This is a genomic window from Chromobacterium aquaticum (assembly GCF_021129195.1).
GTDB classification, from domain to species: Bacteria; Pseudomonadota; Gammaproteobacteria; order Burkholderiales; family Chromobacteriaceae; genus Chromobacterium; species Chromobacterium aquaticum.
The window spans coordinates 74,695-97,436 of the sequence record NZ_JAJOHW010000100.1 but is presented as its reverse complement, the minus strand read 5'-3'; the positions used below and the strand labels follow the sequence as shown (position 1 = coordinate 97,436).

The following is a 22,742-nucleotide window of genomic DNA, read 5'->3' as shown; positions in this document are numbered from 1 at the left end:
CTCTCCCAGCGCGGCCAGCCCAAGCGCGCCGGACCTGGATAAAACGCCGGCCGTGGTCAACAACCGCCCGGCCCCGCGCGCGCAGGAGCATGCCCAAGGTGCCGCAGCGCCCCATGCACAGGCGCCCGCAGCCAAAAACGCAGCGGCACCGAGCGAGCGGACCGCGACGCCGGTCGCCGCTCCGCAGCCGGCGCCCATGGCGAAAAGCGCCGCCGCTCCAAGCGACAAAGCCGCAACGCCGGCCGCGCCCCCAGCCAAGGAAAGCCCAAACAAGGCGCGCCCCGCCGGTACTTCCATCGGCTACCAAGTACAGTTGGGCCTGTTTTCCAGCATCGGCAACGCCGAGAAGCTGGTCAAGGAACTCAAGCAACACGGCATCCCCGCGCACACGGTGACCCGGGTTCAGGTTGGCCCGTTCAAGAGCCGGGCCGAGGCCGACGAGACCATGGAGAAACTGCGCGGCCTGGGATACGCGCCGCTGCTGGCGCCGGCCAACCAGTAACAGCAGCCCACGATTGCGTTGGTCGACACATTGCGCGATGAGCGTCGATTTCGAACCGCCCAATCATGAATAGGCGCTGACAAGAACCCGGGCAAAAAAAATCCCCCGCGCCCAAGGCGCGGGGGAAAGCTCTGGCTCACTCAGACAATTGGAACAAGACCGGCCTCCCGTAGGCAGCCGCCCTTCTCCCCTTGCCCGGCCATTCTCCCGCGACGGCAGCGCCAAGCCCAAACAGTCTCAAGAATTCATCAAGACGCCACGACCCAAACAAAAAAGCCCTCCCCGCGCCGCGGAGAGGGCTTGCCAACCGGTAAGGGCATCAACTCCAGTCCAGAATCACCTTGCCGCTCTGCCCGGACAGCATCGCTTCGAAACCCTGTTCAAACGCATCCACCGGGAAGTGATGGGTGATGATGGGAGTGATGTCCAGACCGGACTGGATCAGGGCCACCATCTTGTACCAGGTTTCAAACATCTCGCGACCGTAGATGCCCTTGATTTCCAGGCCCTTGAAGATCACATGATTCCAGTCAATGGCGGTGTCCGCCGGCGGAATGCCCAGCAGCGCGACCTTGCCGCCGTGGTTCATGGTGTCCAGCATCTGGCGGAAGGCCTGCGGATTGCCGGACATCTCCAGGCCGACGTCGAAGCCCTCGGTCATGTGCAACTCGGCCATCACCTGTTTCAGGTCCTGCTTGGCCACGTTCACCGCCCGCGTCGCGCCCATTTTGCGCGCCAGTTCCAAGCGGTATTCGTTCACATCGGTGATCACCACATGGCGCGCGCCGACATGGCGCGCAATCGCCACCGCCATGATGCCGATCGGACCCGCTCCGGTGATCAGCACGTCCTCTCCCACCAGGTTGAAGCTCAGCGCGGTATGCACCGCATTGCCGAAGGGGTCGAAGATGGACGCCAGATCGTCGGAAATGTCATCCGGAATCGGGAAGGCGTTGAAGGCTGGAATCACCAGGTATTCGGCGAACGCGCCCTCGCGATTGACGCCCACGCCGAAGGTGTTGCGGCACAGGTGGCGGCGGCCGGCGCGACAGTTGCGGCAATGGCCACAGGTGATGTGCCCTTCGCCAGACACGCGCTGACCTATGCTGAAACCCTGCACTTCCGAGCCGATTTCCTCGATCACGCCAACGTATTCATGGCCTACATGCATCGGCACCGGAATGGTTTTCTGCGCCCAGTCATCCCAGTTCCAGATATGGATGTCCGTTCCACAGATCGCGGTCTTGCGAATACGGATCAGCAGATCGTTATGGCCGATTTCCGGCTTGGCCACATCGGTCATCCACAGGCCGCGTTCGGCCTTCAGTTTGGATAATGCTTTCATTTCTATTCCTATCCGCCGCTGCGCCCGCCCGGGCGCGCGGCGCTACGCCTCAGATCACGCCCAGTTCACGGCCGACTTTGATGAAAGCCGCCACAGCCAGCCTAACCTGTTCTTCACTGTGGCGAGCCGACATTTGGGTACGGATGCGCGCCTTGCCCTTGGGCACCACCGGGAAGGAGAAGCCGATCACGTACACTCCTTCCTCCAACAGCTTGGCCGCCATCTCGCCGGCCAGCCGCGCATCGCCCAGCATCACCGGCACGATGGGGTGCTGACCCGGCACCAGAGTAAAGCCCGCCGCGCTCATTTCCTGGCGGAACACTTCAGCGTTGCGGCGCACCTTGGCGCGTAGCTCGGCGCCCTCGCCACCCTTGAGAATGTTCAGTACCTCCAGGCTGGCGGCGGCAATGGCTGGCGCCAGGGTATTGGAGAACAGGTAGGGACGCGAGCGCTGGCGCAGCAAGTCGATGATGGCCTTGCGGCCGGACACATAGCCGCCGGACGCGCCGCCCAGGGCCTTGCCCAGGGTGCCGGTATAGATATCGATGCGATCAGCGACGCCGCACAGTTCCGGAGTGCCAGCACCGCTGTCGCCGATGAAGCCGACGGCGTGGGAATCGTCCACCATCACCAGCGCGCCATGGCGTTCGGCCACTTCGCACAAGGTTTTCAGATCGGCGATGATGCCGTCCATGGAAAACACGCCGTCCGTAACGATCAGCTTGAAGCGCGCGCCGGCCTGCTCAGCGGCGACCAGCTGCGCCTCCAGATCGGCCATGTCGTTGTTCTTGTAACGGAAGCGCTTGGCCTTGGACAGGCGCACGCCGTCGATGATGGACGCGTGATTGAGCTCATCGGAAATCACCGCGTCTTCTTCGCCCAACAGGGTTTCGAACACACCGCCGTTAGCATCGAAGCAACTGGAGTACAGGATGGTGTCATCGGTGCCCAGGAAGCCGGAAATCGCCTGCTCCAGATCCTTGTGCACTTGCTGGGTGCCGCAGATGAAACGGACGGAGGCGCAGCCGTAGCCGTAGTCGTCCATGCCCTGCTTGGCCGCTGCCACCAGGCGTGGATCGTCGGCCAGGCCCAGGTAGTTGTTGGCGCAGAAATTCAATACATGGCTGCCATTGCTCAACGCGATGTCCGCGCGCTGCGGCGTGGCGATGACGCGCTCGGGCTTTTCGAATCCGTCGGCGCGGATCTGCGCCAGCGTGGCCTCAAGATGGGCTAAGTAGGTACGGTTCATGACTGTCCTTGTCCTGTGATGACAAAAGAATCCCAATCGAGCCGCCAAATTCATGACAACTCAAAACTGGCACCATTCTAGCCCAGTCATTTAACAGCGATCAGTGACAGTTACTGGCGATTTTCCCGGATACTGTACCCAGCCAAGCTTAATCCAAACCAGCACTGTCACCATCGATACCGCGTTTGGACAATCTTCACTTCAAATACTTGGCGACAATCTTTTCCAGCTTTCCATTTTCGCGCAGTTGCTGAAATGCCCGACTCAGCTTCAGCGCCGTAGCATCCGGCATTTTGAGACTGCAAGCCAGGTAAATGCCGGTAGACTGCATCCGCAGCCCTTCGCGGAAGTTTCCAGCCGGCGCTCCCACTTGCTTGATGGTGTAAGCGGCCACCACATCATGCACTGCCCAGATATCCGCCACCCCCGCCGCCAGTTCACGCTCCGCCTCTTCCGGCGTTGGCAGCACCGAGAACGGGATATTGTTTTTTCTTAAATAATCCGCCACAGACGAGCCCAGCAGCGCCACCACGCGCTTGCCTCTGACGTCATCAAGGGTATTCAACACCAGCGAACGATGAGTATTGATGAAGAAGGACTGGTTGCTTTCCAACACCAAGCCTACCCAGCGATACAGTTTTTCCCGCTCCGGGGAGCGGGTGAACGGAATCAGACAGCTGTCCGCATCCTGTTGCACTTGCAGTTGGGCGCGTTTCCACGGCATTTCCGGCATGCGCACGCCAAGCCCGGCCAGCAGCGCCGCCTGAGCGATGACCTCGACGGCGATGCCACTTGACCTGCCGGCGTCGCCCTTCATCACCAGCGGCGGGTATTCCACGCTATAAACCGACAGTACAGGCGCTTCCGCCGCCAAAACCGTCATGCTCCACAAGCCCAGCAAGCACCCCAGCCTCATTCCTCTCCCTCCGCAGCCCATGTCCCCAGCCACCGCCAGACATCACACCTGTTAGAACCTGTTCAAAATCTGCTGCGCTTCGTGAGACGTGGCACGGTGAGTACCGCTTCGAAATGCTCATGTACCACGAGTACCTTCCGCCTTCTCAGCGGTTTTCGCTTTGTCTCGCCCTTGCTCGCGAGACTTTGAACAGGTTCTTAGCAGTCCTTAACATGATTTTTAGTTCAGCCAGCGGCATTTGCGCGCGGAAAGCGCGCAGCCACCGCTCGCGATGCTAAAATCCGCGCCATGTCCTTGCGCGCCCTCCTCATCTCCAGTTCTCTGACCTTACTGCTCGCCGCCTGCGCCAGCACCTCGCAGCCCGCGGCGGTCGAATCTGCCGGTTTTTACCGGGTCAAGCCTGGAGACACCCTGTTCCGCATCGCCCAAAATAACCGGGTCAGCGTGGCCAACCTGGTGCGCTGGAACAACCTCAAGGACCCTTCCAGCATCAATGCCGGGCAGTTGCTTCGCGTATCGCCCCCCGCCGGAGCCACGCAGGCGTCGGGCAAACCAGGACGCCAGCCGCCTGGCCGGCCAGCAAGCAAGCCCGCGGCCTCCGAACCCAGCAAACCGGCCCCCAAGCCGGTGGCCAGCATCAAACTGGCCTGGCCGGTCAAAGGACCCGTCATCGCCAAATTCAACGGCCAGGGCAGCAAGGGCATAGACATCGCCGGCGACGCCGGCGCCACCATACGCGCAGCAGCATCCGGCAAGGTCACCTACTCCGGCAAAGGCATCCGCAGCTACGGGAATCTGCTGATCATCCAGCATGACAACGCCCACCTCACCGTCTATGCTCACAATCAATCCCTGCTGGTCAAGGAAGGGCAGACAGTCAAGACCGGCGATGCCATCGCCACCATGGGCAACTCCGGGGCCAACCGGGTCAAACTGCATTTTGAATTGCGCGTCCGCGCGGCGGCGGTCGACCCCATGCCCTATCTGGCCGACTGACACCACCGGAGACGCGGCGCTTGTCTGCTCGCCGTCCGGCGCTCACAATACTTTAGAGTTGCCAACAAGCTGCCACGGTGTAGTCTGTGTCGGCGCATTGCCTCTGCCGTAGAACTGATTTTTGTTAGAACCTGTTCAAAGTCTCGCGAGCATGAGCGAGACGAGGCGAAAACGAGCGAAAAAGCGGAATGTACACGTGGTACATGAGCATTTTGAGCTTGTATTCACCGTTCAACGCTTCACGAAGCGCGGCAGACTTTGAACAGGTTCTTAGCCACTCTGTACAATAGACGCAACAACCCAAGCCGCCGGCGCCGCACACTGCGGCGGCGCAAAGCGGACGCAAGAAGGCAAGCCAATGCGGCGGATACTGATACTTGGCAGCATGTTGCTGGCCCTCGCCGCCCAAGCCTGGGCTCAGAAGACCATCAAGGTGGCGTTCGGCGAATCCCTGGAGCCTTATGTGATGGAGGGCGGCAAGACCGGCCTGGAACTCGAAATCGTGAGCGCCGCGCTGCAAGAGCGCGGCTATCTGATCGAACCGGTATTCTTCTCCCAACCACGCCTGCCGATGGCGATGAAGAGCAAAGACATCGACGCGGTGGCGACCGTGGGCGAACAGGCCGGCTTGCTGGCCGAGTATTCCGACGTTTACATCAGCTACGAAGATGTGGCCATCACTCTGGCCAGCAGGCATATCCAGCTGCACAACCCCAAGGAACTGGGCGCCTATCGCGTGCTGGCCTTCTCCCTAGCCAAGCAATACCTGGGTCCCGCCTACAAAGAGATGGCCAAGGCCAATCCCAATTATGCCGAGACCGCCAACCAGGTGGATCAGAACCGGCTGCTATTCAGAGGCTCGGTGGACGTGGTGGTGGCCGATCGCAATATCTTCGCCTGGATGAATCACAAACTGAGCAGCCAATTCAAGGAAAAAACCGCGCCGGTGGACATTCATCGCCTGTTCGCGCCCACCCTGTACCGGATGGCCTTCCGTAGCGCGACACTGAAGGATGAGTTCAACCACGGCCTGCGCGCGATTCAAAAGAACGGTGTTTACAAGCAGATTGTGAATCGTTACCAGAACCCCTAGCCGCGATTGCCGATGACGGCGAGATGGCCTAACCTTCACGGTTTGATTTCGTTCCGCCCCGCTACCGTGAAACCATCCTTGCTGCTGTTCGCCCTGCTGCCGGCCCTGCTGAGCGCCTGCGCCAATGTGAGTCGGCCCGCTCAGCCTGCTGCCCCCTCCGCCCCCATCATTGTGGCGCCGTCCGCGCCCCCACCGGAGCCGGATGCGCTGCAACCGCTTGAAGCGCCGACAGCCACCCCACCAGCGGCGGTGCAGCCTCCCCGCCCCGCCTACAGCGACCCTCAGGCCGGGCGGCTCTTGCTCAATCGCGTGCTGCCGCCCAAGATTCGCGACCGTCAGGGCTGGAGCAACGACATGCTCTCGGCCTTCACCCACCTGAAAATCCCCTACACCGCGGAGAATTTCTGCGCACTGGCGGCGGTGATCGAACAAGAGTCCAGTTGGCAGGCCGACCCCACCGTGCCCAATCTGCCCGCCATTGTCTGGGACAAGATAGCCGAGCGTGCCCACGGTTATCTGATTCCGCTACCGGTGGTGAAAGCGGCCTTGCTGAAAACCTCGCCCAACGGCAAGAGTTACAAAGCGCGCATCGACGGCCTGCGCACCGAGCGGGAAATGAACGATTTGTTCGAGGACATGGCGCGCGAGGCCAGCAAGCTGGGCCTGCCGATGAATATGAAGAACCCGATCCGCACCGGCGGCCCGATGCAGGTCAGCGTCGAATTCGCCGATGGCCACGTCAAAGTCTGGCCCTACCCCTATCCGCGTAGCGGCAGTGTGCGCCAGGAAGTGTTCACCCGCCGTGGCGGCGTTTATTTCGGTGCCGCCATCCTGCTGCAATACCCGGCGCCATATAGCCAGATGCTGTACCGTTTCGCCGATTTCAACGCCGGCCGCTACAGCAGCCGCAACGCAGCCTTCCAAGCCGTGATGGAAAAACTCAGCGGCAAGGATCTGACGCTGGACGGCGATCTGCTTAGCTACAAGGACGGCAGGGTCTATGCCAGCGCCACCCAGAGCGCGGTCATCAGCCTGGGCGGCAAGCTGGGCATGGGGCAGGGCGAGATTATGCGCGACCTTAAACTGGAAAAAAGCGCCGCCTTTGGCCAAAGCGAGCTCTACCGCAAAACCTATGCGCTGGCGGACCAGCGCTTCGGCAAGCCCGCGGCGCGCGAGCAACTGCCGCAGATCGATCTGAAAAGCCCCAAGATCACCCGCAAGCTGACCACGGAATGGTTCGCCAAACGCGTCGATGGCCGCTATCAGCGCTGCCTGGAACGCGCGCGCTGACACCTCCGCGCGGCCTGAGCGTTGACAGCCGGGCTGCTATAATCGCCGCAAACCCCGCTTTGCGGCGGGGATGCCGGGCGCCTTGGCCCGGCCTGACAACAGCTAGAAATCATCATGCGCACCACGCTCTCTTACTTCACCGGATCGCTGCTGTTCAGCGCCATCGTGCTGGCCGCCACCGGCTGGTACGGTTTTCAAGTCGGCGGCCCCGCCGTGGCCGGCTCTTTTCTCGTCACCGCCCTGGTGCTGGCGATATTGGAAACCAGCGTGTCCTTCGACAATGCCGTGGTCAACGCCACGGTGCTGCAGGCGATGAGCCCGCTGTGGCGCAATATCTTCATGACCCTGGGCATCGCGGTGGCGGTGTTCGGCATGCGCATTCTGTTTCCGCTGCTGATCGTGTCCGTAGCCGGCGACACGCCGCTGTTGGAAGCCTTTGCCATCGCCACCCGCGAACCGCAGCGCTACCAGCAGATCATGCATGACTCCCACCTGATGATCATGGGCTTCGGCGCCACCTTCCTGTTGATGGTGGTGGTGGAATATTTCGTCAAGAAGGAAAAAGACGAACACTGGCTGCCGGCCATCGAGCCGCTGCTGGCGCGGCTGGGTTCGGTGGAGAACGCACAGTCGCTGCTCGCCATCCTGCTGATCGCGCTGGTGACGGCGGCAATCCCCGAAGGCCAGAAACTGGAGTTCCTCAGCAGTTGCTTCTGGGGCTATGTGGTATTCATGGCGCTGCATGCGTTCAAGCAGCTGTTCGGCGGCATGGACATTCAGACCGCAGCGGCCAAGAACGGCCTGATCGGCTTCGTCTACCTGGAAACACTGGATGCCAGCTTTTCCATGGATGGCGTCATCGCCGCCTTCGCCATCACCAATAATTTCTGGCTGATCGCCGCCGGCCTTGGCATCGGCGCGATGTTCGTGCGCTCAATGACCATACTGCTGGTGGAGCGCAATATCATCGGCCAGTTCAAATACCTGGAAACCTCGGCGTTCTGGGCAATCGCCGCCCTGGTCGCCATCATGTTCGCCGCCGCTCTCCACATCGAGCTGGGTGAAGTGACCACAGGTCTGATCAGTGTCGTCATCATCGGCCTAGGCATTGTCACCAGCCTGCCGTCCAAACATCGCCGCCGCTAAAACAGGTTTAAAGCAAACGGGCCCGCATGCGGGCCCGTCGACAAACGTTTTCCCGCTCAAGCCGAGGTGTTCACCACCGCGCCTATCCCCGCATTCGCTGCATTCTGCGATAAATCCTGGCTTAGATTCTGCAAGAAGGACTGCAAGGAGGACTGGCTCTGACCAGAGCCTGAGTTGCCCAGCGCTTGCTGCAAGTTCTGGAACGCGCTGCTCAGCGCGCTGGTGGCGTCGCTCTGCGTGCCATTCGCCATATCTTGCAGCAGTTGCTGCAAATTGGTCTGGAAGTTGCCGAATGGCGAACTGGGACCGGAGGCATCGCCTCCCGAGCCATCCTGGTCCGTGGATGCCGATTCAGACCCTGAGCCTTGCTGGCCCACCGCTTGAAACAAGGCATGCATGAAGGAGTGAAGCGCTTGGCGCACCCCGCCAGCGGAACTGGAGCCGTCAGCGTCGGCATCCGAACCGCTGCTCGCTGTGGCGGTCGAGGAAGACGTGGCCGAGGAAGTGCCCGGCACATTGATGCCCGCCTGCTGCAAGGCCTGCAGCACGCTCTGTTCAAAACCGCCACCGCCATGGTGGTGATGGCCGCCATGGCCTTGCACCTGCCCGCCACCCTCACTTGACGGGCCGCTGGAAAGGGACACACTCTCCTGCAAGGAAAACTGGGCGTAAAACGAACTGGAGCTGCTATTGATCGATCCGAGTGACATGGCGCTCTCCCTGATAAAGGATGACTGGGGTCAACCCCGGCCTCAGCCTCGCTTTCCAATATCGGCAGCCATCGTCCCAGTCGCAGCGGAAAGATGTAAATATATATTAAACCAGGGTTTTCATTGAAACGCTAGCAACGGTAACTGGCTCCGGTCATCAATTTGGCGGACAGCTTCATCGCGCTCTTGACTGGAGCCGGCAGCGTGGCCGCGCCCAACTCATGGGCCATGTCGGCGTGCTTGAGCTCATCATCGCGCATCTGCGTGACGATGGCGCGGCTCTTGGCATCCCCTTCCGGCAACAAGGCCAGGTGGCTGTCCAGATGCGCGCCCACCTGCTGCTCGGTTTCCTCCAGGAAGCCGAGATTCCACTTGTCGCCCAAGACCCCGGCTGCCACGCCTATCGCCAGCGAGCCGGTATACCACAGCGGGTTGAACAGACTGGGGCGCCCGCCCAGCTCGCGTATGCGCCGCTCGGTCCAGGCCAGATGCTCCACCTCCTCCTGCGCCGCCAGGCGCAGGGCGTCGCGCGCCTGCGGCGTGCGCGCGGTCAAGGCCTGGCCCTGGTACAAAGCCTGAGCGCACACTTCGCCGCAGTGGTTTACCCGCATCAAGCCCAAGGCATGCTGCTTTTCCTGCGCCTCCAGCTCAGTCTCTTCCAGTTCCGCGTCCGGGTGCGGGCGCAGGCTCTGCGCGGGCGCAAACAGGGTGCGCAGGCCCTTGTCGAACTCGACTATCCATTTGTCCAACATCTATCCGTTCTTTCTCGCGCTGACACAATCGCCGGCGATTATACCCGGCCGATACGCAGCGCGGCAGCTGCTGCTATAATCGCCGGGTTTATCGAAACTCTGTGTTTAACGCTCTACAAGGATTCCCGCTGATGGATCTCGCAAGCATCGGTCCTGGCAAAGACATGCCGGGCGACTTCAACGTCGTAATCGAAATCTCCGCCAACGCCGCTCCGATCAAGTACGAATTCGACAAGGACTGGAATGCGCTGGTGGTTGACCGTTTCATGGGCACCTCCATGATGTACCCGGCCAACTACGGTTTCGTGCCACAAACCCTGGCCGGCGACGGCGACCCGGTTGACGTGCTGGTGGTGACTCCGTTCCCGCTGCCGCCGGGCGTGGTAGTGCGCTGCCGCGCGCTGGGCATGATCAAGATGGAAGACGAGTCCGGCGTTGACGCCAAGCTGGTGGCTGTCCCGGTGGAAAAACTGTGCCCGATGTACAAGTCCATCCAGAAGCTGGAAGACCTGCCGGAACTGCTGCGCAACCAGATGGTGCACTTCTTCGAGCACTACAAGGACCTGGAAAAAGGCAAGTGGGTCAAGGTACAAGGCTGGGGCACGCTGGACGACGCCAAGGCCGAGCTGGTTGACGGCATCGCCCGCTTCGAAAAATAAGGCCATTGAGCCCAATGCAAACCGGCGCCCCGCGCCGGTTTTTTCATGCCCATCCGCCACCGCGCCCACACATTCGCCAATACTGATATTGCAGCGCAATATGCCGACAAGATTTGCTACAATCGTCGGCAGCTGTCCGATGCCGCTGGACGCCTCCAGAAAAGCAAGTGATGGTTATTAAATACGATAAATAATACTTTTACCCGCCATCGCATTGCGGGTATCGTTTCAACAAGGCAACTCACACCCGTCCGACGCTTGACGCGGCCGGTCGCCCAATCGGAAACACTGTGACCTACATCGCCCAAGGCTCAGCAACGCAACTGCACTGGCTCCAGCAACGGCTGGCTCGCCGGGGGCTGCCTGCGCTTGCCGACGCCGGCGGCGCTCCGCCCTGGCTGCCCGCCGATTGGCAGGGCTTTTATCTGCCATCCGGCAGCTGGATCAATATCGACACCGATCACCAGGCCGCGCTGCAGCCCCGCCAACGGCATTGCCAGGACCATGGCGCGCAGTTGCTGGAATTGGACGGCGCTTGGCAAGCCCTGGGCCGGGACTTCGGCTTCATGCTGCTGCTGGGCGCGGAACAGACGCCATCCGCCGCCGCGGCGGCACTGCTGGACGCACTGGCGCCGCTGCCCGCCGCCTGGCTGCGCTGCGGCCCGGTGGGCAGCGCGCGCTACACGCGCCAAGTCTGGGAAGGCTTGCTGTTCATGCTGCGCCAGCATGCGCCGCCGACACCGGACACACCGATCGCCCTGGACTGGGAAAACGCGCTGCGTCGGCAATGGCAACTATGGGAAAAACTGCTCCAGCTATCCCTGCGCTACCTCGAGCGACACGGCCTTGACGCCGACGCCGCGTCTGCGCGCCAGGCCTTCGCGGAAGCGCCGTGGCGGCAGCATCATTACGCGGCCAGCCTGGCACGCCTGATCGTCGCCGCCGGCGGCTGCCAACAAGCCTGGCAGCAATTATGGAGTACGCTGGCGGCCCATGCCCCCGCGGCGCCAAATTGAAAAAGCCCGCATTGCTGCGGGCTTTTTGATTGGGTAACACTCAGGCATCAAGCGGCGCTGGTCGCCTTCTTGCCACGGGCGACGGCGGCGCTGGCAGCCTTGGCCGAATTGGTGGCGGCTTCCACGCTGGCTTCGGCGATTTCCGCGCTGACTTTCTTGGCGGTCTTGGACACGCTTTCGAAAGCGGCGTTGGAGGTGTTCACCAGGCTTTTCAACGCCGACACCGCGGCATCCGAGCCGGCCGGTGCGTTCTTGGACAGGCGGTCCAGATTGCTCAGCAGGGTCTGATTGCCCTCGGCGATCTGCTCTTCGACAAAAGCGGCCAGCTCATTCTGGGTAGCCAGCGCGGCGTCGTAGACATTGCGCGCCACGGAGAAAGCCTGATCGATGGACGGCTGAGCCAGGTTGCTCTGCACCTCGGCAAAAGCCTTCGGGTCCTTGGCTTCGCTCAAGGCCTTGATGGCCTGGGCATTGTCGGCCAGCAGCTTGCGCGACAGTTCCAGTTGCAGCGCGGCCAGACGCTCGGCACCGGCCAGCACGATGGAGGAGAAACGCACGGCCTTGTCGAACTGCGACTGGCCGAGAGCGGAGAATTCTTGAGTAGTGGTAAACATGACAACTCCTAAAAATATCCAAAATTGACAGCTCAGCAACGACAGCGAACTTAACCTGCGCTCATGATGTTGCATCGCAACAATTACCATTGTGGCTGCTGCCACCGCCCCCGTCAAGAAAAATGTTGCAACGCACAAACCACTAAGCTGCTATTTTTCATGCATTTTTGCAACACAAACATTCCAAAAGCATTACAAGACAACCCGTTTTTCCGCACCGCACCGACGATTCCCTCAATTGCAACACTCGCCACCGCCAAAGCCCGCCACACCGGACGATTACGGCCTTTGCCGCCAGAACTGAGCAACGCCATTGAAAGCCTGTCTGCAACCCAGTACACTCGCCCCATAGAATAAATCTATCTACATAAAGCCAAGTACAATGAGCCCTGCGGCCAACGCATTCGACATAAAATCCGCCAGCCTGGATCTGCTGGCGCTCCTGCTGCGCACTGACGACCTGGAAGAATTGAGCCAGGCGCTGGACGCCCGCTTCGGCACCGGCCACGACGCGCCGGCCGAAGCCTTCGTCCTCGACGTGGAAGCCCTGCCCGCCCCGGCGGAACTGGACTACGGCCGCCTCTTGCCCATGCTCAGCCGTCGCGGCATCCGCGCGGTGGCGCTGCGCCACCCCAGTACCGCGCTGGCCGGCATCGCCAGCCAGTTCGGCCTGGCCTACACCAGCAGCGCCACGCCGGCGCGCTCGGCGCAAAACGCGCCGGAACCCGCCGACAAACCCGCAGCGCCAGAACCGGCCCCGGCCACCGGCGCCATGATCGTCGACCGTCCCGTGCGCGCCGGCCAGCAAATCTACGCCAAGGGCTGCGATCTGATCGTGCTGGCCATGGTCAGCGCCGGCGCGGAAGTGATCGCCGACGGCAATATCCACATCTACGCGCCCTTGCGCGGCCGCGCGCTCGCCGGCGCGCGCGGCAACGCCGGCGCCCGCATTTTCGCTCGCAGCATGGAGGCCGAACTGGTATCCATCGCCGGAGTCTATCGAACTATCGAACAAGCCTTGCCCGACAGCATTCTGGGCAAGCCAACTCAAATCTATCTCGAGAACGAGCGCCTGGTCATGACCGCGCTCGGCGAGTAACAAGCCATTATTCAAAGGGATCGACTGTGGCAAAAATCATCGTTGTGACGTCCGGCAAGGGTGGCGTCGGTAAAACCACTACCAGTGCCAGCTTCTCCTCCGGCCTGGCGTTGCGCGGTCACAAAACCGTCGTCATCGACTTCGACGTCGGCCTGCGCAACCTGGACCTGATCATGGGTTGCGAACGCCGCGTGGTCTATGACCTGATCAATGTCGTCAACGGCGAAGCCAGCCTGAACCAGGCGCTGATCAAGGACAAGAACTGCGACAACCTCTACATCATCCCCGCCTCGCAAACCCGCGACAAAGACGCGTTGACGCTGGACGGCGTGGAAAAGGTGTTGAACGACCTGGCCGAGGCCGGCTTCGAATACATCGTCTGCGACTCGCCGGCCGGCATTGAAAAAGGCGCGCTGATGGCGCTGTACTTCGCCGACGAAGCGCTGATCGTCACCAATCCGGAAGTTTCCTCGGTACGCGACTCCGACCGCATCCTGGGCATTCTGTCCTCCAAGTCCAAGCGCGCGGAAGAAAGCCGCGAGCCGGTCAAGGAACACCTGCTGATCACCCGCTACTCCGCCGGCCGCGTCGACAAGGGCGAAATGCTGTCGGTGGACGATGTGAAGGAAATTCTGCGCGTGCCGCTGCTGGGCGTGATTCCGGAGTCGCAGACCGTTCTGCAAGCCTCCAACTCCGGCACCCCGGCCATCCACCTGAAAGGCTCGGACGTTGCCGACGCCTATTCCGACGTGGTGGCCCGTTTCCTGGGCGAAGAGCGCCCGATGCGTTTCCTCGATGCCCCCAAAGTGGGCATTCTGAAGCGCCTCTTTGGAGGTTAAGTCATGTCCCTGATCGAAATGATCTTTGGCAAGCGCCAGAAAACCGCGGCCATTGCCAGAGAACGCCTGCAAATCATCCTGGCCCACGAACGCAACGGCCGCAGCGCGCCCGACTATCTGCCGGCGCTGCAGCGAGAATTGATGGAAGTCATTTCCAAATACGTGGCGGTCAATCTGGACGACATCAAGGTGCAAGTGGAGCGCCAGGATGACTTCGAAGTGCTGGAAGTCAATATCGTGCTGCCGGAGCACCAGCGCTGAGCCATGACGCTGACCGAACTCCGTTACATCGTCGCGGTGGCGCGGGAACGCCACTTCGGCCGCGCCGCGCAAAGCTGCTTCGTCAGCCAGCCGACGCTGTCCATCGCCATCAAGAAGCTGGAGGATGAACTGGGCGTCACGCTGTTTGAGCGCGGCGGTCAGGAAGTCAGCGTCACCGAGATCGGCGAACGCATCATCGAGCAATCGCAACGCGTGCTAGAAGAGGCCGAGACCGTCAAGCGCCTGGCGGGCGAGCACCAGAACGAACTGGTGGGCCCGCTGAAGCTGGGGGTGATCTTCACCATCAGCCCCTATCTGCTGCCGCGGCTGATTCCGGCGCTGCGCATCCTGGCTCCGGACATGCCGCTGATCCTGGAGGAGAACTACACCTCCCGGCTCTCGGAAATGCTCAAGCGCGGCGAAGTGGACGCCATCATCGTCGCCGATCCGTTCGAAGAAGCCGGCACCGTGGCCTGCCCCTTGTATGACGAGCCCTTCGTCGTCGCCACGCCCAAGGGCCATCCCTGGGAAAAACTGGCGGGCATTTCCGCCGGCCAGTTGGCCGATGAAAGCGTCTTGCTGCTGACCCAGGGCAACTGCTTCCGCGATCAGGTGCTGCAGGCCTGCAGCGACCTGGCCAGCCGGCAGAGCCACGGCGGCACGCTGGCCGCCAATCTGCAGGGCAGCTCGCTGAACACCATCCGCCACATGGTGGCCAGCGGCATGGGCGTCACCGTGATGCCATCGACCTCGATAGGTCCTACCGACGAATCGCTGTTGTCGGTGGTGCCGTTCAAGGCGCCGGCACCGCAACGCCGCGTGCTGCTGGTGACCCGCAAGCAGTTCTTCCGCAAGAAAGCGATCGACACCCTGCAGCAGGCGGTGTTCCGCTCCGGCCTGGAAGGCGTGGCGATGCTGGAAGGCGAAGCGCCGCTGCAATAAGCGCCACACCACTCGGACAAACCGCTGCGCATCGCAGCGGTTTTTTTCCGCCCATCTGCTGCCAGGAGCTCCATCATGACCACGCTGCACAGCATTGAAATCAAAGCCTTCGTCCCCGCCCGCGACTACGCGCTGTCGCAGCGCTTCTATGCCGATCTGGGCTTCGAACAAAAATCCGACAGCCATGGCGTCAGCTACTTCGTCCACGGCCAATGCAGCTTCCTGCTGCAGGACTTCTATCATCCGCAACTGGCGGAAAACCTGATGCTGCATCTACTGGTCAGCGATGCCGCCGCCTGGCACTTGCTGGCGCAAGGCGTCGCCCAGCGCTACGCCGTCCAGCTTGGCCCACTGACCGAGCAGCCGTGGGGCATGCTCGACTTCTGCCTGCACGACCCCTGCGGCGTGCTGTGGCGCATCGGCCAGAACCGGTAAACCCGGCCGCCTAGCCTTCGCGTGGCGAATAACAAACAGCCGCCAAATCCACGACATGATTTTGTCATCAAGATGGTAGCCATGCAGACAAAACATGATAGATTGGCATTCATCCTGATTTTTCCTGCCACCCACCCCAGGAGCCATGAGCGATGAACATAGCTGACAATCCTTTATTGCAAGACTGGAACACCCCGCAACAACTACCTCCGTTCGACGCGATCCGCGCCGAGCACTTTATCCCCGCCCTTGAAGTCCTGTTCACGCAGCATCTGGCGGAAATCGACGCGCTGGCCCAGCGGACCGACGCGCCCAGTTTCGCCAACACCGCCGCCGCCTTCGACGCCAGCGGCCTGCGGCTGGAGCGCGCCACCCTGCTGCTGAGCAACCTGGTCGCCTCGGCCAGCACCCCGGCGTTGCAGGCGGTGGAGCGCGACACCGCGCCGCTGCTGGCGCGGCATCAGAATCAAATCTTGATGCACGCGGGCTTTTTCCAGCGCCTGGATCAGCTTCATCAGCAGCGGCTGGCGCTGGAGCTGAGCGAAGAGCAGCGCCGCTTGCTGGAGCGCATCCACACCGACTTCGTCCGCGCCGGCGCCAAGCTGCAGGGCGAGCAGCGCCAACACTTCGCCGAGCTGCAGACGCAGCTGGCTGAACTGCAAACCAGCTTCCGTCAAAACCTGCTGGCGGATGAGGCGGAATACGCGCTATCCGTGGGTGACGATCAACTGGACGGCTTGCCCGGTTTCGCCCTGGACGGTGCCCGCGCCGCCGCGGCGGAACGCAAACTGCCCGGCCATGTGTTCACCTTGTCGCGCGCGTCGGTGCTGGCCTTTCTCGGCTTTTCCAGCCAACGCGGGCTGCGCGAACAGCTGTGGCGCGCATGGACCAGCCGCGGCGAACACGCGGAACGCGACAATCGTCCGCTGGCGCGCCGCATCCTGGCGCTGCGCGCCGAACTGGCCGGCCTGCTCGGTTATGCCAATTTCGCCGACTACGCGCTCGCCAATCGCATGGCCGGCACGCCGCAAGCGGTGGAGCAGCTGATGCGGCAAGTATGGGAGCCGGCCAAGCAAAGCTGCGCGCGCGAGCTGGAGCTATTGCGCGCCGAGGCGCGGCGGCTGGGAGAGCCGGAGGACATCCAGCCCTGGGATTGGTATTACCTGGCGGAAAAGGTCAGACAAAGCCAGTACGCGCTGGATGATGCCGAAATCAAACCCTATTTCAGCCTGGACAATATGATAGCCGCGATGTTCGATGTCGCCGGCCGTCTGTTCGGTCTCAGCTTCGTCGAACGCGCCGAACTGCCGCGCTACCATCCGGATGTGCGGGTTTGGGAGGTCTATCGCGGCGCGGAATTGATCGGCGTGTTCTATGGCGACAACTTCGCGCGTCAGGGCAAGCGCAGCGGCGCCTGGATGCATTTGTTCCGCCAGCAGGCGCGCAACGGCGGCAAGACCCTGCCAGTGGTGATCAACAACAACAACTTCGTCAAGTCCAGCCACGGCCCCACTCTGCTCAGCTTCGACGATGTGCGCACCTTGTTCCACGAATTCGGCCATGGCATGCATGGCTTGCTGTCCGATGTCGAATACCGCAGCTTGTCCGGCCCCAACACGCCCAGGGATTATGTGGAGCTGCCATCGCAGCTATTCGAAAACTGGGCGCTGGAACCGGCGGTGCTGGCCAAGCACGCGCGCCACGCCGATAGCGGGGAGGCCATTCCTCAAGCGCTGATTGCCAAGATCCTGGCGGCGCGCAGCTTCAATCAAGGCTTTGAAACCGTGCGCTACGCCGCCTCAACGCTGATAGACCTGGCGCTGCATCTGCGCAACGACGTTGACGGCGTGGACATCGCCGCCTTCGAGGCCGAGCAGCGCCAAAGCCTGGGCGTGCCCGACGCCGTCGGCATGAACCATCGTCCACCTCACTTCCAGCACATCTTCGCCAGCGATGGTTATGCCGCCGGCTACTATGTCTACATCTGGGCCGAGGTGCTGGAAGCGGAGGCCTTCGCCGCCTTCAAGGAACGCGGCGACGCTTTCGATCCCGAGTTGGCGGACAAGCTGCGCCGCTATATTTACAGCGCCGGCGACAGCCGTGAGCAAAGCCAGGCTTTCCGCGCCTTCCGCGGCCGAGATCCCGATGCCGCCGCCATGTTGCGCAAGCGCGGCCTGCTCGGCGCGTGACCGCCCCCAGCGGCCGGCGGCCCCCAGTCCGCCGGCTGTTTCCCTAGACTATCGCGGCCTGCTCGCGCAGCAAGGCCGCCAGCCGCGCGATGCCGGTCTCGATGCGCTCCGGAGAGGCATGGCTGAAATTCAGGCGCAGATAGCCCAAGTTCCGCTCCGGATCCGGGAAAAACGCCTCGCCCGGCATGAAGGCGATGTTTTGCTGCAAGGCCAGCGGCAACAGCTGGCGAGTATCCCGCGGCTGCTTCAATTTGAGCCAGAAGAACAGCCCGCCCTGCGGCAATTGCCAATCGGCCAGATCGCTGAAATGGCGCTGCAACGATGCCTGCATCGCGTCGCGGCCGGCGCGGTATACCTCGCGCAGGCCCAGCAGGCGTTGCTCATGGCCGGGGTCGCGCAGCTGGCGGGCAATGAACCACTGCGCCGGCCGATTGCTGTGCAAGTCGCTGGCCTGCTTCAGCCGCATCAGATAAGGGAACAAATCCGGAGAGGCGATCAGGAAGCCGATGCGCAGCCCCGGCGCCAGCGTCTTGGAGAAGGAACCGGAGTAAATCCACGGCGCGCTTTTCAAATGACTGACCAGCGGCGCCGGCGCGTCGCCGTCATAGCTCAGCGCGCGATAAGGGTCGTCCTCGATCAAGGGCACGCCGGCGGCGTCTATCGCCGCTGCCAGCGCCTGGCGGTCTTCGGCGCTGTAACAGCTGCCCGCCGGGTTCTGGAAGCTGGGAATCAGATAACAGCAGCGTGGCCGCGCCTGCTCCAGCGCGGCGGCCAAGGCCTGTGGCGGCAGCCGTCCATCCTGCTGCGCCACCGCATGGATGCGAGCGCCGAACAATTTGAAGGCTTGCAAGGCCGCCAGATAGGTCGGCCCCTCGGTCAGCACCGGGGTGCCGGGATCAACGAACAGCTTGGCGCACAAATCTATGCTTTGCTGTGAGCCGGACAGCACCAATACCTGCTCCGCCTCGCAGCCTATGCCCATGCGCCGCGCCTGCTCCGCGATCAGTTCTCGCAACTCCGGTTCGCCCTCGCTGGCGCCGTACTGCGCCAAGCCCGCCGGCATGTCGGCGAAATCGAGCTGCGGCAGGCATTGACCAGCCGGCAGGCCGCCGGCGAACGAGATCATTTGCGGCTGTTGCGCCGCCGCCAGGATTTCCCGGATCAGCGATCCGCTGAGCCGTTCGATGCGCTCTGAAAACATGGTACTCTGCATAAGCTTGTCCGCAGCTTTCTTACTAATGTCAATAATATTGACTCAATCTACCGATCACAACGGGCTCCGTCAACATGGCTGACCTATCTGCACCCGATGACATGCGCGCCGCGATGGAAGCCTTCTTCCATGCCTACAAGGCTTTCACCGACAAACCGGATGAAATGCTGGCCAAGCGCGGCCTGGCGCGTGTGCACCACCGCATCCTGTTCTTCGTCGCGCGCTACCCCGGCCTGTCGGTCAAGGACTTGCTAGGCGCGCTGGGCGTGACCAAGCAGGCCATCAATATGCCCTTGCGTCAGTTGCTGGAAATGGATTTGGTGCAAAGCGTCGCCGCGCATCACGACAAACGGGTCAAGCAATTGTCGCTGACCACGGAGGGACGCAAGCTGGAAGAGACCCTGCACCGCGAGCAGTTGAAATTGCTGCAGACAGCCTTCGATCTGACCGGCAAGCCGGCCACCGCCGGCTGGATGGCGGTGAATCACAGCCTGGCGGCGCATACCCGCCTCGGTGCACAGGAGCCCCAGGGCAAGGCTTGACCCTGTAGCCGCTTCATGGTTTGCAATGCGCTGGCGAGTCATCGCATCCACTCAGCCACCGCGCCAAGGAGCACGCCATGAACTGTCCCACTTGCCAAGTCACCCTGCTGATGGGCGAGCGTTTGTCCGTCGCCATCGATTACTGTCCGCAGTGCCGCGGCGTCTGGCTAGCGCCCGGCCAGCTGGAGCGGCTGCTGCAAACCCAGGCGCCAACCCTGCCCGCAGCGCCCCAAGCGGTCGCCGGCTGCGCGCCGGCCGCGCCCGCGCATGGCCATGGCGAATCGCATCGCTCCGGCGGCCGCCATGGCGGCAAGCACGGCGGCTGGCTGCGCAAGCTGCTGGACTGAACCCGGCCGGGCAAAAAAATGGCCCGGACATCGGTCCGGGCCTGTTTTCGGCCATAGCGCCACGCGGCTTCAGTCTATGCGCTCATAGCGCACTTCCAGCACTTCGATGTCTTCATCGCCCTCAGGGCCGCGGAACAACACGGAATCGCCCTCGCGCGCCTTCAGCAGGGTCCGCGCGATTGGCGAGATCCAGCTGATGTGACCGCGCGCCAGATCGATTTCGTCGACGCCGACGATGCGCAGCAATTGCTCGCTGCCGTCGCCGCGCTCGATCAGCACGGTGGCGGAAAAAAACACCTGGTCGGTCGCTTCCCGGGTTTCCGGGTCCACCACTTCCGCGATTTCCAGACGCTTGGTCAAAAAACGGATGCGGCGGTCGATTTCGCGCAGGCGGCGCTTGCCGTAGAGGTAGTCGCCGTTTTCCGAACGGTCGCCATTGCTGGCCGCCCAGTTCACGATCTGCACCACTTCGGGCCGTTCGCGGTTAACCAGGTGGTAGAGCTCGTCCTTCAAGCGCTGCCAGCCGCCGGGCGTGATGTAATTCTTGCTGGACGCGGGCAAACGCCGCTCGGCCGGGAGATCCTCTTCCGCCTCGTCGTTTTCCTTGGTAAACGCTTTGCTCATATCACCCATCCATCAATGAAAACGCCGGCCTCAACGGCCGGCGGCATGTTCCAACAACGCCAGGCAATGCGGCAGCAGGCCTTTGGGCTTGAGCTTGATCCGCTGCAATTGCTCGCGGTCCAGCCATTCCAGCCGGTATTGATTGTCCGGCCCCATCTTGGCCAATTCCGGTCCGCCCAGGCGCAGCTCCCCGGCATGGCTGCGCGCCAGGAACACATGCTCGACCCGGTCCTTGGCGTCCAGCACGCACAGGGTGCCGCCCAGATGGACGTTGAGCCCAGTTTCCTCGCGCGTCTCGCGCACGCAGGCAATCGCGGCGGTTTCCCGCCGCTTGATGCCGCCGCCGGGCAGCACATAGTAGTCCTTGCCCGGCTTGATGCGATGTATCAGCAGAATGCGACCACCCTCGACAATGGCGATGGCGGCGCGCTGACGCTTGCCCGCCGCCGCCGGCAACGGCGGCGTCTCGGGCGCCGCGCCGCGCAGGCGGGACATCATGCGTACGGCCAGGCTCCACAGCATGGCGCGCAGGCTCAGCGATGCGCCTTGGCCGAAGCCTTCTTGACCGGCGCCGCCTTCTTGCCGCCGGTGACGGTCAGATTGGACCACTTCATCACCGCCGCCACTTCCGCGGAGTTGAGTTCGTAGAACTGGCCGCGCTTCAGCCGCGGCGGCAGGCCGATATTGCCGAAACGCACGCGGATCAGCCGGCTGACGGTCAGGCCGAAGTGCTCGAACATGCGACGCACTTCACGGTTGCGGCCTTCCTTGATCACCACGTTGAACCACTGGTTGGCCGCCTCTTCCGGGCCGCCTTTCTGGAAAATACGGTCAAAGCGCGCTTCGCCGTCCTCCAGCTCCACGCCGGCCACCATTTCCTTCATGATTTCCGGAGTCAACTCGCCCAGCACGCGCACCGAATACTCGCGCTCCACTTCGAAGCTGGGGTGCATCATGCGGTTGGCCAGTTCGCCGCTGGTGGTGATCAGCAGCAGGCCAGAAGTGTTGACGTCCAGGCGGCCGATGGCCACCCAGCGGCTGGATTTGGCCTGCGGCAGGCGGTCGAACACGGTAACGCGGCCTTCCGGATCGTCGCGGCTGACGATTTCGCCCTCTTCCTTGTGATACATGATCACGCGCGGCAGGCGGTCCGGCCATTTCAGCTTGATCTGGTCGCCCTTGACCATCACGCGGTCGCGCGGGCCGACGCGGTCGCCCAGGCTGGCTTTCTTGCCGTTGACGGTGACCTGGCCGGCCTCGATCCATTCTTCCATTTCGCGGCGCGAGCCGACGCCGGAGGCCGCCAGCGCTTTCTGCAGCCGCACCGGCTCGATATCGTCCAGGTCGACGCGGACTTCGCGCAGGCGTTTGGCCTTGTCCTTGATGTCCTGGTTCGGGCTGCGCAGACGCAGCTTCTTGGCCTTCTGCACCAATTGCGGCTTGCCGCCGTCGGGCTTGCCCTGACGCGGCTGCCCGCCGTTCTTGCCGGCTGCCGGCTGACCCGCCGGCGTCGCGGCGTTCTTGTTGCCGAAGCGGCGCTCATGATCCAAGGCCACATTGCCGTTGACGTCGCCATTGCTGTCGCGCTGGTAGACCGGCTTGTTGCGGCCTTGCGCCTGCTGCATCTGTTGCTGTTCCTGCTCGCGGCGGCTCAGTTTGAACAGCGGCGTGCCTTCGTGCATCAGCGGATTGCCGTAGGCGTCGCGCGCGGCGCGACCATTCTGCGGCGCGCGACCCTTGCCGCCGTTGGCGCGAGCTTGACCCTGGCGGGCGCTGGCCTCGGCCGGCTGGCCGTTGCGGTTCTTGATCATGCCGCCCTGGGTCTTGCCGCGCGGCTGAACGCCGCCGGTGCCCGGCTGGCGTGCTTGGGAAGTTTCGCGACCTTTGACACGCGCCACCGGCTGGCGGGCGTGATTGCGTTGTCCTTTAGACATATGTGCTTTGCTCTTTCCGTGCGAGCAAC

General features: G+C 62.5%; 26 protein-coding genes. 15 read left to right on the top strand and 11 right to left on the bottom strand.

What is annotated here, in order from left to right; genetic code table 11:
* Nucleotides 1-502, top strand: a 502-nt coding sequence (locus LQT98_RS16020; RefSeq protein WP_231463480.1) for an SPOR domain-containing protein, incomplete at its 5' end; no start/stop codon positions are given.
* 319 nt (nucleotides 503-821) lie between these two features.
* On the opposite strand, the gene tdh is transcribed toward LQT98_RS16020, so the two are convergent.
* From tdh to LQT98_RS16005, 3 genes are all read right to left on the bottom strand, one after another.
* Entirely contained in the window at nucleotides 822-1,847 is a 1,026-nt protein-coding gene (gene tdh, locus LQT98_RS16015) for an L-threonine 3-dehydrogenase (protein ID WP_231463478.1), read from the bottom strand.
* Between the two features lie 49 nt (nucleotides 1,848-1,896).
* Nucleotides 1,897-3,096, bottom strand: coding sequence for a glycine C-acetyltransferase (locus LQT98_RS16010; protein WP_231463476.1), 1,200 nt, complete (start codon nucleotides 3,094-3,096; stop codon nucleotides 1,897-1,899).
* Between the two features lie 196 nt (nucleotides 3,097-3,292).
* Nucleotides 3,293-3,979, bottom strand: a complete 687-nt coding sequence (locus LQT98_RS16005; protein WP_048409048.1) for a substrate-binding periplasmic protein — start codon at nucleotides 3,977-3,979, stop codon at nucleotides 3,293-3,295.
* A 321-nt stretch (nucleotides 3,980-4,300) separates the two neighbouring features.
* On the opposite strand from LQT98_RS16005, the gene LQT98_RS16000 reads away from it, so the two are divergent.
* From LQT98_RS16000 to LQT98_RS15985, 4 genes are all read left to right on the top strand, one after another.
* Nucleotides 4,301-5,008: a peptidoglycan DD-metalloendopeptidase family protein gene (locus tag LQT98_RS16000; protein ID WP_231463472.1), complete on the top strand. Its 708-nt coding sequence runs from the start codon at nucleotides 4,301-4,303 to the stop codon at nucleotides 5,006-5,008.
* Nucleotides 5,009-5,366: 358 nt separating this feature from the next.
* Nucleotides 5,367-6,101 carry a substrate-binding periplasmic protein gene (locus LQT98_RS15995; protein WP_231463470.1) on the top strand — a complete coding sequence of 245 codons (735 nt, stop codon included), beginning with the start codon at nucleotides 5,367-5,369 and terminating at the stop codon, nucleotides 6,099-6,101.
* Between the two features lie 66 nt (nucleotides 6,102-6,167).
* Nucleotides 6,168-7,391, top strand: a complete 1,224-nt coding sequence (locus LQT98_RS15990; RefSeq protein WP_231463467.1) for a DUF1615 domain-containing protein — start codon at nucleotides 6,168-6,170, stop codon at nucleotides 7,389-7,391.
* A 114-nt stretch (nucleotides 7,392-7,505) separates the two neighbouring features.
* The gene (locus LQT98_RS15985; protein ID WP_048409052.1) at nucleotides 7,506-8,537 is read left to right on the top strand and encodes a DUF475 domain-containing protein; all 1,032 of its coding nucleotides are present in this window, start codon (nucleotides 7,506-7,508) and stop codon (nucleotides 8,535-8,537) included.
* 56 nt (nucleotides 8,538-8,593) lie between these two features.
* Here the strand turns inward: LQT98_RS15985 and LQT98_RS15980 are convergent, their stop codons facing one another.
* Nucleotides 8,594-9,247, bottom strand: a complete 654-nt coding sequence (locus tag LQT98_RS15980) for a hypothetical protein (RefSeq protein WP_231463466.1) — start codon at nucleotides 9,245-9,247, stop codon at nucleotides 8,594-8,596.
* A gap of 131 nt (nucleotides 9,248-9,378) precedes the next feature.
* A complete protein-coding gene (gene coq7, locus LQT98_RS15975; protein ID WP_048409054.1) occupies nucleotides 9,379-9,999 on the bottom strand; it encodes a 2-polyprenyl-3-methyl-6-methoxy-1,4-benzoquinone monooxygenase in 621 nt (206 codons plus the stop codon).
* Between the two features lie 131 nt (nucleotides 10,000-10,130).
* On the opposite strand from coq7, the gene ppa reads away from it, so the two are divergent.
* Together ppa and LQT98_RS15965 are read left to right on the top strand one after the other, a co-directional pair.
* Nucleotides 10,131-10,658 (top strand): inorganic diphosphatase, encoded by a 528-nt coding sequence (gene ppa / locus LQT98_RS15970; RefSeq protein ID WP_048409055.1) that lies wholly within the window; start codon nucleotides 10,131-10,133, stop codon nucleotides 10,656-10,658.
* A 290-nt stretch (nucleotides 10,659-10,948) separates the two neighbouring features.
* The gene (locus LQT98_RS15965) at nucleotides 10,949-11,674 is read left to right on the top strand and encodes a hypothetical protein (RefSeq protein ID WP_231463464.1); all 726 of its coding nucleotides are present in this window, start codon (nucleotides 10,949-10,951) and stop codon (nucleotides 11,672-11,674) included.
* Nucleotides 11,675-11,721: 47 nt separating this feature from the next.
* On the opposite strand, the gene LQT98_RS15960 is transcribed toward LQT98_RS15965, so the two are convergent.
* Together LQT98_RS15960 and LQT98_RS15955 are read right to left on the bottom strand one after the other, a co-directional pair.
* Nucleotides 11,722-12,288 carry a phasin family protein gene (locus LQT98_RS15960; RefSeq protein WP_048409057.1) on the bottom strand — a complete coding sequence of 189 codons (567 nt, stop codon included), beginning with the start codon at nucleotides 12,286-12,288 and terminating at the stop codon, nucleotides 11,722-11,724.
* 113 nt (nucleotides 12,289-12,401) lie between these two features.
* A complete protein-coding gene (locus LQT98_RS15955) occupies nucleotides 12,402-12,638 on the bottom strand; it encodes a hypothetical protein (RefSeq protein ID WP_231463462.1) in 237 nt (78 codons plus the stop codon).
* Nucleotides 12,639-12,670: 32 nt separating this feature from the next.
* Between LQT98_RS15955 and minC the strand changes: the two genes are divergently transcribed.
* The 6 genes from minC to LQT98_RS15925 all read left to right on the top strand — a co-directional run bounded on the left by minC (nucleotide 12,671) and on the right by LQT98_RS15925 (nucleotide 18,053).
* The gene (minC, locus tag LQT98_RS15950) at nucleotides 12,671-13,387 is read left to right on the top strand and encodes a septum site-determining protein MinC (protein WP_231463460.1); all 717 of its coding nucleotides are present in this window, start codon (nucleotides 12,671-12,673) and stop codon (nucleotides 13,385-13,387) included.
* 26 nt (nucleotides 13,388-13,413) lie between these two features.
* A complete protein-coding gene (minD, locus tag LQT98_RS15945; RefSeq protein ID WP_048409059.1) occupies nucleotides 13,414-14,226 on the top strand; it encodes a septum site-determining protein MinD in 813 nt (270 codons plus the stop codon).
* Nucleotides 14,227-14,229: 3 nt separating this feature from the next.
* Nucleotides 14,230-14,487 carry a cell division topological specificity factor MinE gene (minE, locus tag LQT98_RS15940; RefSeq protein WP_019104116.1) on the top strand — a complete coding sequence of 86 codons (258 nt, stop codon included), beginning with the start codon at nucleotides 14,230-14,232 and terminating at the stop codon, nucleotides 14,485-14,487.
* Nucleotides 14,488-14,490: 3 nt separating this feature from the next.
* On the top strand, nucleotides 14,491-15,429 hold the full coding sequence (locus LQT98_RS15935) for a LysR substrate-binding domain-containing protein (RefSeq protein ID WP_231463458.1): 939 nt from the start codon (nucleotides 14,491-14,493) through the stop codon (nucleotides 15,427-15,429).
* A 75-nt stretch (nucleotides 15,430-15,504) separates the two neighbouring features.
* Nucleotides 15,505-15,864: a VOC family protein gene (locus tag LQT98_RS15930; RefSeq protein ID WP_231463456.1), complete on the top strand. Its 360-nt coding sequence runs from the start codon at nucleotides 15,505-15,507 to the stop codon at nucleotides 15,862-15,864.
* 152 nt (nucleotides 15,865-16,016) lie between these two features.
* Nucleotides 16,017-18,053: a M3 family metallopeptidase gene (locus LQT98_RS15925; RefSeq protein WP_231463454.1), complete on the top strand. Its 2,037-nt coding sequence runs from the start codon at nucleotides 16,017-16,019 to the stop codon at nucleotides 18,051-18,053.
* Nucleotides 18,054-18,096: 43 nt separating this feature from the next.
* Here LQT98_RS15925 and LQT98_RS15920 read toward each other — a convergent pair whose 3' ends face one another.
* Nucleotides 18,097-19,254: an aminotransferase-like domain-containing protein gene (locus tag LQT98_RS15920; protein WP_231463452.1), complete on the bottom strand. Its 1,158-nt coding sequence runs from the start codon at nucleotides 19,252-19,254 to the stop codon at nucleotides 18,097-18,099.
* Nucleotides 19,255-19,340: 86 nt separating this feature from the next.
* On the opposite strand from LQT98_RS15920, the gene LQT98_RS15915 reads away from it, so the two are divergent.
* Together LQT98_RS15915 and LQT98_RS15910 are read left to right on the top strand one after the other, a co-directional pair.
* Complete coding sequence (locus LQT98_RS15915) at nucleotides 19,341-19,808, top strand: MarR family winged helix-turn-helix transcriptional regulator (protein WP_231463450.1); 468 nt, start codon at nucleotides 19,341-19,343, stop codon at nucleotides 19,806-19,808.
* Between the two features lie 77 nt (nucleotides 19,809-19,885).
* Nucleotides 19,886-20,155, top strand: coding sequence for a TFIIB-type zinc ribbon-containing protein (locus LQT98_RS15910; protein WP_231463448.1), 270 nt, complete (start codon nucleotides 19,886-19,888; stop codon nucleotides 20,153-20,155).
* Nucleotides 20,156-20,224: 69 nt separating this feature from the next.
* On the opposite strand, the gene greB is transcribed toward LQT98_RS15910, so the two are convergent.
* Genes greB through LQT98_RS15895 form a run of 3 tightly spaced genes read right to left on the bottom strand, consistent with a single transcriptional unit; the run spans nucleotide 20,225 to nucleotide 22,713 of the window.
* Entirely contained in the window at nucleotides 20,225-20,779 is a 555-nt protein-coding gene (gene greB / locus LQT98_RS15905; protein ID WP_048409066.1) for a transcription elongation factor GreB, read from the bottom strand.
* 30 nt (nucleotides 20,780-20,809) lie between these two features.
* A complete protein-coding gene (locus tag LQT98_RS15900) occupies nucleotides 20,810-21,277 on the bottom strand; it encodes an NUDIX domain-containing protein (protein WP_231463446.1) in 468 nt (155 codons plus the stop codon).
* Nucleotides 21,278-21,312: 35 nt separating this feature from the next.
* Nucleotides 21,313-22,713, bottom strand: coding sequence for a pseudouridine synthase (locus LQT98_RS15895; RefSeq protein ID WP_231463445.1), 1,401 nt, complete (start codon nucleotides 22,711-22,713; stop codon nucleotides 21,313-21,315).
* Between the last annotated feature and the right edge of the window lie 29 nt (nucleotides 22,714-22,742).